Source organism: Paenibacillus sp. EB106-04-04-XG159, from assembly GCF_058791835.1.
Genome location: NZ_JBYTDY010000005.1, coordinates 200,161 through 213,484, shown reverse-complemented (window position 1 = coordinate 213,484; position 13,324 = coordinate 200,161). Strand labels below are relative to the sequence as shown.

Annotated in this window: 9 protein-coding genes; all 9 read left to right on the top strand. The window is 45.0% G+C overall.

What is annotated here, in order from left to right:
- The first annotated feature begins 50 nt into the window (after positions 1-50).
- The 9 genes from AC3WTP_RS08395 (at position 51) to AC3WTP_RS08355 (ending at position 13,168) form a co-directional block, all read left to right on the top strand.
- Positions 51-665, top strand: a complete 615-nt coding sequence (locus AC3WTP_RS08395; protein ID WP_492394141.1) for a hypothetical protein — start codon at positions 51-53, stop codon at positions 663-665.
- A gap of 378 nt (positions 666-1,043) precedes the next feature.
- Entirely contained in the window at positions 1,044-1,769 is a 726-nt protein-coding gene (locus tag AC3WTP_RS08390; RefSeq protein WP_492394140.1) for a hypothetical protein, read from the top strand.
- Between the two features lie 39 nt (positions 1,770-1,808).
- Positions 1,809-2,201 carry a GntR family transcriptional regulator gene (locus tag AC3WTP_RS08385; RefSeq protein WP_458569127.1) on the top strand — a complete coding sequence of 131 codons (393 nt, stop codon included), beginning with the start codon at positions 1,809-1,811 and terminating at the stop codon, positions 2,199-2,201.
- A 14-nt stretch (positions 2,202-2,215) separates the two neighbouring features.
- A complete protein-coding gene (locus tag AC3WTP_RS08380; protein ID WP_492394139.1) occupies positions 2,216-3,118 on the top strand; it encodes an ATP-binding cassette domain-containing protein in 903 nt (300 codons plus the stop codon).
- Between the two features lies 1 nt (position 3,119).
- Complete coding sequence (locus AC3WTP_RS08375; protein WP_492394138.1) at positions 3,120-4,025, top strand: ABC transporter ATP-binding protein; 906 nt, start codon at positions 3,120-3,122, stop codon at positions 4,023-4,025.
- Entirely contained in the window at positions 4,018-5,307 is a 1,290-nt protein-coding gene (locus AC3WTP_RS08370; protein WP_492394137.1) for an ABC transporter permease, read from the top strand. Before AC3WTP_RS08375 ends, AC3WTP_RS08370 begins: the two co-directional genes overlap by 8 nt.
- Before the next feature lie 388 nt (positions 5,308-5,695).
- Positions 5,696-8,560: an endo-beta-N-acetylglucosaminidase gene (locus AC3WTP_RS08365; RefSeq protein ID WP_492394136.1), complete on the top strand. Its 2,865-nt coding sequence runs from the start codon at positions 5,696-5,698 to the stop codon at positions 8,558-8,560.
- A gap of 1,484 nt (positions 8,561-10,044) precedes the next feature.
- Positions 10,045-10,335 carry a hypothetical protein gene (locus AC3WTP_RS08360; RefSeq protein WP_492394135.1) on the top strand — a complete coding sequence of 97 codons (291 nt, stop codon included), beginning with the start codon at positions 10,045-10,047 and terminating at the stop codon, positions 10,333-10,335.
- A gap of 625 nt (positions 10,336-10,960) precedes the next feature.
- The gene (locus tag AC3WTP_RS08355) at positions 10,961-13,168 is read left to right on the top strand and encodes a DUF4855 domain-containing protein (RefSeq protein ID WP_492394134.1); all 2,208 of its coding nucleotides are present in this window, start codon (positions 10,961-10,963) and stop codon (positions 13,166-13,168) included.
- The last annotated feature ends 156 nt before the right edge of the window (positions 13,169-13,324 follow it).

The following is a 13,324-nucleotide window of genomic DNA, read 5'->3' as shown; positions in this document are numbered from 1 at the left end:
AGCAGAATAGCTAATCTGCTGCAATCTGAATCATCTAGGAAGGGAAGATCATGATGGAACCGAAGGTGAATAAGAAGCCTATCAGCAAGAAATGGTGGGAATCAGCAGGCACCCAGCTGTTAAAGCAGTACGCGGAACAGTACGGCGGCACCTATTTCCCTAGTACGTTTAAAGGTTGGAGCTATAGATCCGAACATGTGCAAGTGAATGACCCTTCGGGGCATGGATCCTATGCGATATCCTTCAAGTCAAGCGGTGATTCCAGCTCATCCAGCAGCTCGGATATGATGGAGATCAAATATACATTTCGCCCGCGTCGCAATCTGGAGTTCTTCCTCATCTCTGCGAAGAGATCAATGTTTTCGTTTATGCATCGAGATAAGCGTCCCGTTACGATGCCTGACTCGGCGATGAGCAAGCTGTTTAAAGGCATGTCTACGCATCCCAGCTTGTTGCGAACCGTCTTGAAGCATGACGGCTTGTCTGATGAGCTGCTACCTTATTACTCTGCAACGATTCGCTTGCGCATCAAAGAGCATAAAGCAACATTAAGCTGGACTGAGGCTCATAAGAAGCCAGATATTCAAACTATTAACGAACGCATGAGATTAGTTCAGCTATTCGTCAAGGCTCTGCGTGAGCAGAATGTCATACATGAACTATAGGGATTCGTTCTACCACATATACGGTGCTCCCTGCTAGAAGCATCTTCAGATGCGGACAGCAGGGAACATCATCTTATCCAGCAGGGAGTGATCATCGTTCTGCTGCGATTCCTCATGCTCTGTTTCCTCGTAAATTCGCTTCTCCTCTAAATGCACATTTTAACAAGGATACAATATACGGATATAGCAACTAATGGATTAGAATTCGACGAATTACTAAAATAAGGATTGACAATTGGTAAAGGCAGTCAATATACTGTGTATATAGATATATACAGTAATCACACTGCATTGATAATATACACAGTCATAGGATCGAAGGACATCTGTTGCATGACTAGCGGAGTTTCTTGAGAAAGTGGAAGAGGAGTGAGCTTGATGGGAAAGCGTTGGCAGGATGCATGGATGCTAGTGAAGACAGATCTTTGCCGTTTTAAGCTGGGCACATTGTTTACATTCATATTCAGTGCGTATATGGCACTATGTACATTGTTTGCGATTCAGAGTGTGGTGTCGGGGGAGAGTATCTCTAAGCTATCGTTCATCATCCTAGACTTTATGATGTTAACTCTCGTATCTAACCTCGGATTCGTGTTCAATCGAAGAGCCTTCCGATATTGGACAGATGATTCATATCGCAAGTACTTGTTGAAGCTGCGGTCTTTGCCGATCGATCTTCATTCCATTGTGTTGTCGCGGTACATTTCGATGGGGATATTTACGTTGATAAATAGTTTTATATTTTTCGCTGTTCAGTATTTTTCAATAAGCAGTCTAAGAGATGAGCTAAGCTTGTCGCAATTTCTATCATATGCCTTTGTTGCGATCGTGTATTCGTTCATGATGCATTCCTTCTACGTCGTGTTGGAATGGAGCTATAGCGGTAAGAAGTACTTTGTATTCGTGTTGGCGATCGTTATTGCGATTCTGCTCGTAACGATAGGAATCGGATTGTCAGGCAATAGCGTATTCTTGACCCTTATCTATGCTGTCCAGCATTGGCCGCTCGTAACGACGATTATTGCATTTGTACTGCTGACCCAGATCATCCCATTTGGCATGCGATTATCGCTTCGCACGCTGCGAAAGGTGGATCTGATGTGACGACGGTGATCTGTAATGATATAGGGGGTGACGCAGCTTATGTTTATACCAATACAGGTTGATGAGAATCGTGCAGAACCACTATATTCCCAGATTGAAACCCAGCTCAAGTCGATGATTCTGAGCGGTCACCTTGAAGTAGGGACCCTGCTGCCTTCTATACGTGAGTTTGCCAGTCAGCTTAGCTGCAGCATCATTACGATCAGGCGGGTCTATCAGGATCTGGAACAGGAAGGACTGTTACGTACGAGACAGGGTACAGGCACGTTTGTAGCGGAAGTCAGACAGGGTGAACGAGAGCAGTATCGCAAACAAGCTGTAGAGGAAGCATTGCAAGCAGCCGTTGATGCGGCGAAGCAGATGAAGTTGACGGAAACGGAATTGAGAGCCAGCTTCGAACAGGTTCTGAGAAGCAATTGGAAAGAGGGCTGAGAGGAGTGCTGGATATGATGGAGGAGACGATCCTTTCATTTGAACAGATCGAGAAGCGTCGCCATAACTTGCATATTGGCCCGTTGAATCTTAAGATTCCATCTGGCTGTGTGACAGCGATCGTAGGCATGAACGGTTCCGGCAAGAGCAGCCTCGTGGGCATGATGCTGGGTACTGTGCATCCTGATCAAGGTGCGATATTCATCAAGGATCAACGATATGATATGAATCAGGATCACGAATGGAAGCAGCGGCTCGGTTATGTAGCAGAGCTGCCTAACGGCGAAGATGATGATCAGACGCCGGAACAACTGGCGAAGCAGTATTCCTATTGGTACTCGACATGGGATCAGCAGTGGTATCAGAAGCTGATCGCACGTTATGAGATAGATTCCAGAACGAAGCTTAATAAGATGTCGAAGGGAATGCGGCGCAAGGCTGAGATCATATTGGCCTTATCGCATCGCCCGGAAGTGCTTCTGCTGGATGAACCGACTTCGGGACTTGATCCGATCTCGTGGCGCATGATGATTGAGGATCTGCAGCAGTTGCTGCGCGATGGCAAGCATACGATTATTATCGCAACACATGTCATTGAGGAAGTAAAGCGGTTAGCGGATTATATCTTGTTCCTGCATCGAGGGAAGGTTCTCACGCTGATAGAGAAAGATGCGCTGTTCGATGCATGGAAAGAGTATTGGCTCGAAGGAGTTATGGCAGAAGACTTAACAGGCATGCCGGGCTTGGCCGCGGCTGTACAGGAACGCCATCTTGTGCGGGCTGTAGCCTATGATGCGGCTGTGTTGGAGCAACATTTCCAAGAGCTTAATATTATACCTATTCGCACGCAAGCAATGCCGCTGGATGAAGTCATGTACTATCGAATTCGGATGGAAGACGAGAGGAGAGAGCTGTAAGATGAAATCGTTGCAGGTTCAACAAATTGTTAAGCAGTACGGAGACAAGACCGCTGTCAACGGACTAAGCTTCGATGTAGAGGAAGGCGAAATCTACGGATTGCTTGGTGCGAACGGTGCGGGTAAGACAACGACGATGCGCATGGTGTTGGGGCTAATATATCCAGATGAGGGGACTATCTTGTACCGCGGCAAGCCCTTCAATAAAGAACTGGAGAAGATATTCGGCTATTTGCCAGAGGAACGCGGATTGTACCCGAAGGTGAAGGTGAACGAGCAGCTAATCTATCTGGCTCAGTTGCGCGGCATGAGCCGACGCGATGCAGACAAGAGCTTGAAGTATTGGCTGGAACGCTTCGGTGTGCCGGAGAACTATAACAAGAAGATCGAGGAGCTGTCCAAAGGTAATCAACAGAAGATCGGCTTCGTCGCATCTATTCTGCATAACCCGAAGATCGTGATCATGGATGAAGCGTTCAGCGGCTTGGACCCTGTTAACGTGGAGCAGATGAAGGAAACGGTTAAGGAACTGCGCGATAAAGGAACGAGCGTGCTGTTCTCCACACACCGGATGGAACACGTCGAAGAGCTGTGCCGCAACATGTCAATTTTGCGCCGAGGTGAAGCGATCTTACAAGGCAGTATTCGCGAACTGAAATCGCGCTATCCGCGTGAGCAGGTTATACTGCGCACTTCAGGCGAAGTGACTGGCCTTGAAGCCATCGCTGGCGTACTGGAAGCGAAGCGGACAGAAGAAGGCTATTCGATTAAGATATCGGATGAAGCGGCAGGTCCACGCATACTGGACGCGGCTATGAAGCAAACGACGCTTAGCCACTTCGAGATTAAAGAACCGACATTGAATGAAATCTTCATTAAAACGGTAGGAGGCGACTCCAATGCGTAATATTGGCACAGTAATCCGCTTTACTCTAAGAACGAAGATGATGACGAAGTCGTTCGTCGTAACGACGATCATTCTCGCGCTGCTGATGACAATCGGCGTGAATCTGCCTTATATTATCTCGCTATTTGATAAAGATGAGCCAACGAAGCTTGGTATGTTAAACGGTGGTTACCCTGCGATTGAAGAAGCGTTCAGCAAGACGCTGCAAGAGCAGAACAATCCAGATCTGCAATTGCTGCCCGCTGTAGGCTCCGAAGATCAATTGAAGAAAGACGTTGAGGAAGGCACAATTGATGGTTATCTGAAGTTTGTGAAGCCGGAAGCGGGTACAGAAGAATCATTCCCGCAGATCGTATATACAGGTGAAGATAGCTTAGGAATGTCTGATGAAATGATGCTGACGAATCTGCTGACGGTCTTTAAGACGCAGTGGGCAGTGAAGGATTATTCATTGACCGATATTCAGAAACAGCAGTTGAATGAACCTGTATCCTTTGTAAAAGTTGAGCTTGGAGGCAAGGGAGGCTCTGACGAAGCGGTGGATTCTGCGCAGAAAGAGGCGAGCGAAGGCGTATCCATCATCGTGGTTACGGTGCTGATTGTCCTGTTCTTTATGACGAACACGATGACAGGCAACATGATTGCATCTGAGGTAACGCAGGAGAAGAGCTCACGCATCATGGAAATTCTGATCACAAGCGTTTCACCTCTTGCGCAAATGTTCGGTAAGATCATCGGAATGTTCTTGCTCGGACTTATCCAGATCTTTATATTCTTCGCGGTTATTATTGTCAACCTGATGCTGCCGCACAATTTGAGCGCGCTTGAGGGATTCAATGTTGATGTAAGCATGATTGATCCGACTGTGGTTGGGCTGGGCTTATTATTCTACGTGCTAGGATACTTCCTGTATGCAACGCTCTTCGCGGCGGTTGGCTCGATCGTCAGCCGTACAGAGGATCTGGGCCAAGCGATCGTGCCGATCACGATGCTGTCGCTGGTAGCGTTCTACATCCCGATCTTTAGCGTATCGACTCCAGATTCGCTCCTCGTGAAGATCGCGTCCTTTGTACCGTTCTTCTCGCCAACGACGATGCTGCTTCGCGTCGGTATCGGTGAATTAGCATGGTGGGAAGTTGGAGTATCCGTCGCGATTCTGCTTGTATCCATCTTGGTATGCGGCTGGTTGTCGGCGAAGATCTACCGCACGGGCGTACTGATGTACGGCAAGCGTCCGACGTGGAAAGAGATTGGCAAGGCGATGAAGGCATATAAGATTTAAGTAGTATAAAAAGAGATCTTTATGATGCGACCGTTTCTCGGTATTTTATCGGGGAACGGTCGTTTTGTTTTTCTGAAAGCGTTCGTGGTTGCAAAATGAAACGTATTTTGGATAGCCAATTTGTTTATGATCCGATAGACACATACTTTCAATAGGCAATCCTCCTAAGGACCTTTTGTAATAAAAGGAATGAAAATTTAATTGAAATCAACTAACGTATGTGTACTATGATCTTATGTTTTTAGACTAGAGGAAATTAAAGCGTTTTCACTATACTATTATTGTACTGCAAAATACTAGGTTGAACATACTGCATCAGTGTGGAACCAATATTTTGCCTATAGAAACGTTTATCGTTTCTATAAATTTAAACAGAGGAGCTGTGACCATGAAGGCAACATCCAAGAAGCGCATAGCCATTGCATTAGCATCTGTCTTGACCCTCGGTACATTTATCCCTAATGCTGCGATCGTACAAGCTGGAGGAGACACCCTGCCGCCTCGTAAAGGGGAACAAGGCTATAAAGGGACTAATCAGCCGGTGTATCATGGGTATCGGAAGCAGAATATTTTGGATTGGACACCTCAATCTGATGAGTATTATGAGTTTATGAGAGCAGAAGTTCCGCTTCAGCAGCGAAATGAACCCTTTAAACCAACTCAGGCTAACCCTATGCTGGACCAAGAAGTGCAAAGCTTGGCTTTAACAGGGGACTATGGAAATGAATTTTTTAATCCGACTATTTATAATGATCAATTCTCTCAATATTTGTTCAATTTTTGGCAGTATGTAGATTATACTGCTTCATGGCATGGAGTTGTAACTAACCCGACGCCAGACACTTTATTTAATCCAGAAGCCGATTGGTGGCAGCGAGAATATGAGTTTGGAATCTTAAATATCCCAAACCCGGCTTATACGAATGCTGCGCATAAGAACGGAGTTCAATCTCTGGGATGTATTTTCTTCCCAAGATCCGAGCATACGGATGACTATATTTATAAGGATGAGAATGGACGTTTCCCGTTAGCCGACAAATTTGTTGAAATGGCCAAGTATTACGGCTTCGACGGTTACTTTGTGAATGCGGAAGAAACGCTTCCTGCAGACTTTATGCCGGTATATGAAGAGTTTATTCGTGCGATGACTTCTCAAGGTTTGTATGTGCAAGTGTATGCGTCTAACCGCTATGGACAAGAAAACCAGAGCTCATGGGGGAGAATTGATTACTATAACAAGACAGCCAAAGAGTTCAGCAACTGGATCAAAGACCCTAGTGATGAGACGATCGCAGCCCACTCGCTGTACATGAATCCTGATCCAAGCAAGGCTATGGTTGACAGTTCAGTTGCGACGATGGAGTCACTTGGTTTGGATGCAAGAAATACGGTATTTAATACGCTTGAAGCTGGTCAAACCGGATTTAGCGGCACCCGTGGATCATTGTACAATACATACGATGAGAATCTCGTACCTAGAACGGGCATCGCGACTTTAGGTAGTTCTACCGTATATGAACACCTGGACGAACAGCTATTTGGTCATTCGGGACCGAATAAATATTCGGAAAATAGACGTGGAAACCCAGATTACTACAAATACATCACAGCGAGAGAAAGAGCATGGTGGTCTGGTGCGGCAAATGACCCGACATATAACGAAGGTAAAGGCACATTGGATTCAGCTAATTTGACGCATGACGAACTGATGGATGCGGTGCTGAACGCGACTCCAGATCCTGTTCAAACAGCCAATGATCCCGAACGCGGCAAGCCAAACGAAGGCAAAGAGTATAAGACTTGGCCAGGCATGGCAGCGTATATCTCGGAACGATCGGTTATTGATGGCTCCAATTTCTCCACCAACTTTAATACCGGACATGGTATGCAGTATTTTGTAGACGGCAAAGTTTCGAATGATCATGAATGGTCGAATATTAACATTCAAGATATTCTTCCAACCTGGCAATGGCGAATTGACACAGAAGGCACTCGCTTAAATGTGGACTATGATTATGGCACGAAATATAGCTCAGGACATGATTATACATCAGTTGGCGGATTCAACGGTGGCAGCTCGTTGGTCGTGTACGGTGATCTGGATGCGACGAACTTCGTAGATCTATACAAAACGAAGCTAGATATTAAACCTTCTTCGAAGTTAAACATTACTTATCAGAAACCATCCGCAACCGATGCAAGCAGCGTTAAAGTCGGATTAATATTTGAAGATGATCCTTCCAACGTGGTATATGTTGATATTCCAAGCGGCGCGAACAAGAAAACAAAAGGCTGGGAGCAAAAGAACATCAGCTTGTCCGCTTATGCGGGCAGAACATTAGCTGCATTCGGTCTGTCCTTTACACCGGAAGAAGGCACAATTCAAGATTATCAATTTAACGTCGGTGAAATCACGATTACAGATAATCACTTAGCGAAACCGAAAGCACCGACCGGCCTGAAGATTGATAAATCCTTTGACACTTCGGAGATGTATATTTCTTGGGATTTAGAGGATTACAGTAAAGTTCAACAGTACAATGTGTATGCGAAATATGAAGACGGCAAGAAAGTATTCCTAGGCGGAACCTATGATGATGTGTACTATATCAAGGACTTATACAATCCTAAAGGTACCGTTGAGATTTTGGTTACTGCCGTTGGTGCAGATGGACGTGAAGGCCAGCCAGCTGTAGTGAAGAAGGACTTTACAAACATTGTAAACAGCATTGCGACCCAAGAGAAGGAAGGATCAATTGCACTTTCCTGGAGCACACCTAATGTGAAGCATGAGAAAGTAAGAGTAGATGTGAGCTCTAACTACTCACATGACGGTGTTCAGACAGTTACTTTGGATAAAGGAACTACATCCGCTGAAATTAAAGTTCCATATACCGATGGCAGCGCGTATACAGCAAGAATCTCGCTGTTGGATAAAAAGGGCAATGTGATCACTTATACGGATGTTACTGGTGTGTTGGTAGATAACCATTCCGATGTATATGAAGGCGTTGCAACCTTGAAAGGCTCTTATGTGAAACTTTCGGGTCCTACCTCAGATGACTGGTGGCATCTGTATGCCTCACAGAATGGTAAGCCGATTACCATTAAAGATAACCGCACTTATGCGATTCGAGGCGTTGATGATTTAACCAAGCTCAAGGTTGAAGGCAGCTCAGGTGTGATCGAAGTGGTGCTGGAGGACTTCAATGGAAACAGATCTGAGCCAGTACAAATTACATTTGGCAATTAATCTGTTAAGCTATTACTCCTTGGCTAACTGAAACTTCCCTAAACAAAAGCATCTCTTTACTCCCTTAACGGGCTGTAAAGAGATGCTTTTATAATTTTTTGAAGAATATATACTGGTTCTTTTATTATAAGCATTCTGCATTACTCGCCGCCTTTCATGGAGAGGAGATAACGGGGAAAAACCCTCTTTCGGAGCTAATCAGGCTGGCTTGCGGCACTCTGCGGATGAGATAACAGGGGATTTCCCTGTTACAGCACTCGCTGCCTTTCATAGAGAAGATATAACGGGGAAAATCCTCTTTCGGAGCTAATCCGGCTGGCTTACTGCACTCCGCGGAAGAGATACCAGGGAAATTCCCCGTTACAGCACTCGCCACCTTCTATGGAGAGGAGATAACGGGGAAAAACCCTCTTTCGGAGCTAATCTGGCTGGTTTGCAGCACTCTGTGGATGAGATAGCAGGGAAATTCCCCGTTACAGCGCTTGCTACTTTTCATAGAGAAGAGATAACGGGGAAAAACCCTCTTACGCAGCCCATCCGGCTGGCTTGCCCCACTCCACGGGCATCCAACCATGTGTTAGCCAGATTCATGTTGTTTTATGTCGGGCGTACCCAGAGACACGCGTTATCTAGCTGGTGAAAGTCCAACCGAAGGAGGAGCAAGTCCAACAAAATTTAGAGATACTAAAGAAGTATTAATATTATTGGTTCTTTTTGATGTTGGTATCGCGGAGAGCTGATTCTTTTCCTAAGCCAGCTAATATAAGCCTAACTGAAAAGAAGATTATGAAGAATAGGCCAATTAGTGATACGAAATAAATAATTGTTGTTAAAATTAACCACAATGAATTGGAATAGATAATATCGGTCGAAATGTCAGAGATAAAATCCTTTGTATACCTGTTTGATAATAAAAACAGTGCAATACTACCAATTAATCCACAAAAGTTTTTATTTTTCATGTTGACCTCCCGATAATTAATATTCGTTAAAGTTGAGATCGCCCTCTTGCCATGTCTTATTTGTTGCAGTAGGTGATAATTCGAAAGTCAATCCACCAGCTATTCCAAAATTCTATTATCTCTCTTAGATTAGTCCATGAGAGAGGTGAAAATTATAGCATGTTAAATTGTCCCGGTGTTATGTACATGACCCGAAGGGTACCAGAACCATCTTTGTCTAGCAGCTCTAAAATAACTTCTTCTTTTGAACAGCCTGTGAATATGATGCCAACTAGACATAGCGTAAAGACTTTCAAAAGATAATGTCGGTATAAGCAATTAGACTCTTCTGCGTCCTAGAAAGTTGCTCGATTATCCAATCATTTCTCCAGGGGAGTAAATGCCCATTGGAACGCAGAACATAAAAATGGTAAGCATTCAAATGTTAATGGAGAAATGGCTGGGAGGCCCGGTGAGATTAACCGTGTCGAGGATAACCTGGGATTGAAATCTAACGAAACTATGGACAAGTAGGTGAGAAAATTGAGTGTTATTCATGATTGTTTGGAAGGTGACAGAATTTACGTTATTGAAGGATTCGTTGCTCAATTTGTTGAGGATCAAGTAGGTAATATAGATATTGATAATTCGATTTGCTTGGAAATTGGAGACAGTGTGATTTATCAAGATTGGTTTATTGAAGACATTGGAGGTGTCATGTACGCGATGGTGAAGTATAAGACAATAGATGATCTTGTACTGGCAGCAAAGGAAACGTTTTTTGTTACTGAAGAAGTATGTGGAGAGTTGGAGAGATATTTTAATAGCAATTAATAATTATTTAAGAGACTTCTCCACAAGTTAAACGACTACAATTCTCCATACCAGAAGTACATGCTTCCATATGTACGAGACTAAAACGCCGATATAATTGAAATGAAGGTGGGCTTTCAAATATTCATTATCCTAGACACCGCATGTTTGTTCATTCTTAACAATTGGAGGAGGTGTATGACAGGATAACGGGCTACATTCAGACCGAAAGAGAATGAAGAAAGTCTATTTCGAACCACTTCATACATGATTTCATGACAGGCTAACCAACAAGTCTCTTTTTTTGGAATCTAATCTAGTACGTACCACGTACCACTGAATTTCTACCGCCGCAAGGAAAGCCTTCAAAAATCCTTCGCTGTACTTATTGTTCTCCTGCATCATAGTCAGTCTACAACGCAATCCCACCTGAATTCCATGAATCACTGAACATTTCGTCCTCTATTAGTCTCTTAATTCTCAGCATTAACAGGTGTTAGCACACTAAACAGCGAAGAGGCTCATTCTTCCGCAATCGATCATGATCACGATGTATATCCATTTACTCTGTTGTAACGTGTTTGATCTTTATGGGTTGTTTACAGGCAAGCTATATGGAAGAAACAAACGGAGGTGTTTACTGATCATGCATTTCAAAAAATATACTATGGTTCTTCTATGCTTACTGCTTCTGATGACAAGTGTTTCAACGGCTTCGGCGGACACAGCGGATAAGAAGCCGACCCCTGAGCCAAGGAACTTGGCCGCAGGTTTACCTTATGTATTGTCTGAAGCGCCTTCCAGTGATTATGCCGACAGCGGCAATGAATTAACGGACGGCAAATATGGCGGCTTGGAATTTTGGGATCAGAATTGGCAAGGACATGCCAGAGGGAAGACCCGCACCGTAACGTTCGACCTGGGCGAGGAAAAATCGATCAGCCGCATTAATGCCCATTTCTTGCACGACACTGCCCCAGGCATCATGCTGCCGATGGACGTGTCCTATTACGTTTCGATGGACGGAGAGAACTGGGGCCTCCTCTCACATGTCGGTGCTGAATCTGCATTTTGGAAATGGTCACCACCTAAATTGCATGATTATATTTGGGACGGGTCAACCGATGGATTGCCACGCGGGAACCCGCATGCGACCATGGCGTATGCACGGTATGTTAAGGTGACTTTTACAATGGAGATGTTTGTGTTTATCGACGAGATTGAAATTATGGGAGTTGACGGCAAAGTTCAAGGCGCTAATCCTGTTCCCCCGGATCACACGGCATATTTGAAGCCTGGACAAGCTACTGGCGGTATTCATGATTTGGTTCTCATACCAAACAGCTATTATCCGGCGAACATGGGCGACTGGACCAAAGAAGAATTGATTCCTTATATCAGCTATGTCGACAGTAACGGCGAACCCCAGGATTGGTTCTACGATGGGCTGCTGTTCTGCCCGAATTATTCGCCGTCCTACCGCAAATTCGCGACGGATCCGCCAGCCAACAAAAGCGACTGGCAGTGGTACGCCGATAAAACTTTTGCTACGGATGGAGATTTGCAGCATTTGAATGAGGCGGTCAAGGAAGTCGGGGCGAAGCTCGGCCAGCCGAATCATAAGGTAAACGTTGTGCTAACGATCCCGTATCCGGTTGAATCGCAATCGGACTTCGGCGACGTCGACGGCGACGGAATATCGGAAAACTTCAATTCGGAAGCCATCGGTATCGATGCGGCGTACAACAATAAGATGAAAACGATACAATGGCATGTAGACGACCTGATGAAGAAATGGAATGACAGCAATTTCTCTCACCTGAATCTTAGCGGATTATATTGGTTGAATGAAAACGTCGAACCAACAACTCCAAGGGAGAAGGACCTGATCCGGGCGACAAGCGACATCGTTCACCAGTTAGATCTGAAGTTTTTCTGGATTCCTTATTTCCAATCTAATTCCGTCTTCGAATGGAAAGAATTAGGATTTGATGCCGCTGCGTTGCAGCCGAACCATTTCTTCTTCCAACATGGAGAATACCGTATTCAAGATACGGCGGAGCGTATCAAACAATATGGAATGGGCTTCGAAATGGAAACCGACGAGGACATGAACAAAAGCTACGGGCTCCGACAGAAATACGCGGAATATTTGAATGGCGGAGTGGATTATGGTTATATGCACAATACGTTCAAGGCACATTACCAGGGAATTCTTGCGCTGTATAATGCTTCGCAAAGTAAAGACCCGGATGTGCGCGATAACTATGAATGGATGTACCAGTTCGTTAAAGGGACCTATACGAAGCATCAGGGCGGACCTGCCGACGGATCGAAGAATTTGGTTGCGGGTATGAGTTATACGATATCAGCTCCTGCATCGGAAGGGTATCCTGATTCCGGGCAAGAGCTTACGGATGGCTTCTTCGGCGGAACCGATATGTTCGACTGGAAATATCAAGGCCATGTAAACGGCGGCTCAAGGGATGTTGTGTTCGATCTCGGCGCTGAGAAATCGATTGGCATGGTACGCGCTGACTTCTTCGAATATGGCGATGCAGCGATTCTGTTCCCTGAGAAGATATCCGTATCCGTATCCGATGACGGACAGACGTGGATTCCGGTTGGCGAAGCGAACACGATATACCCTCCGGGGACGTTTATGGATACAAGCCAGATGCAGATGTATGTATGGAACGGAAGCAGGGTAGGAATACCTGGGCATCCTGACGCGACCAAGGCGTATGCTAGGTACGTGAAAGTAACGTTCCCGGTGGAGCGGTTTGTATTCCTCGACGAAATTGAAGTGTATGGTCTCGACGGCAAAACAGAGGATGCGGTAAAGCTTCCATAAGCTAATCTCCAAATAGATGCTATGCAGCCACATGTGAGTGTAACAACTCCAAGTGGCTTTTCTTTTTTTAAATTTTCAGAGAGAGCGCTTTCGTAATTTGGAAATGTTTGATATTGTGGAGTTAAAACAAGCTAAAAGGTTGAGATATACTATTCA

Bases quoted from the DNA above. Each gene is read 5' to 3' on its own strand.
- AC3WTP_RS08395 (WP_492394141.1), top strand. From the start codon at position 51: ATGATGGAACCGAAGGTGAATAAGAAGCCTATCAGCAAGAAATGGTGG.
- AC3WTP_RS08390 (WP_492394140.1), top strand. From the start codon at position 1,044: ATGGGAAAGCGTTGGCAGGATGCATGGATGCTAGTGAAGACAGATCTT.
- AC3WTP_RS08385 (WP_458569127.1), top strand. From the start codon at position 1,809: ATGTTTATACCAATACAGGTTGATGAGAATCGTGCAGAACCACTATAT.
- AC3WTP_RS08380 (WP_492394139.1), top strand. From the start codon at position 2,216: ATGATGGAGGAGACGATCCTTTCATTTGAACAGATCGAGAAGCGTCGC.
- AC3WTP_RS08375 (WP_492394138.1), top strand. From the start codon at position 3,120: ATGAAATCGTTGCAGGTTCAACAAATTGTTAAGCAGTACGGAGACAAG.
- AC3WTP_RS08370 (WP_492394137.1), top strand. From the start codon at position 4,018: ATGCGTAATATTGGCACAGTAATCCGCTTTACTCTAAGAACGAAGATG.
- AC3WTP_RS08365 (WP_492394136.1), top strand. From the start codon at position 5,696: ATGAAGGCAACATCCAAGAAGCGCATAGCCATTGCATTAGCATCTGTC.
- AC3WTP_RS08355 (WP_492394134.1), top strand. From the start codon at position 10,961: ATGCATTTCAAAAAATATACTATGGTTCTTCTATGCTTACTGCTTCTG.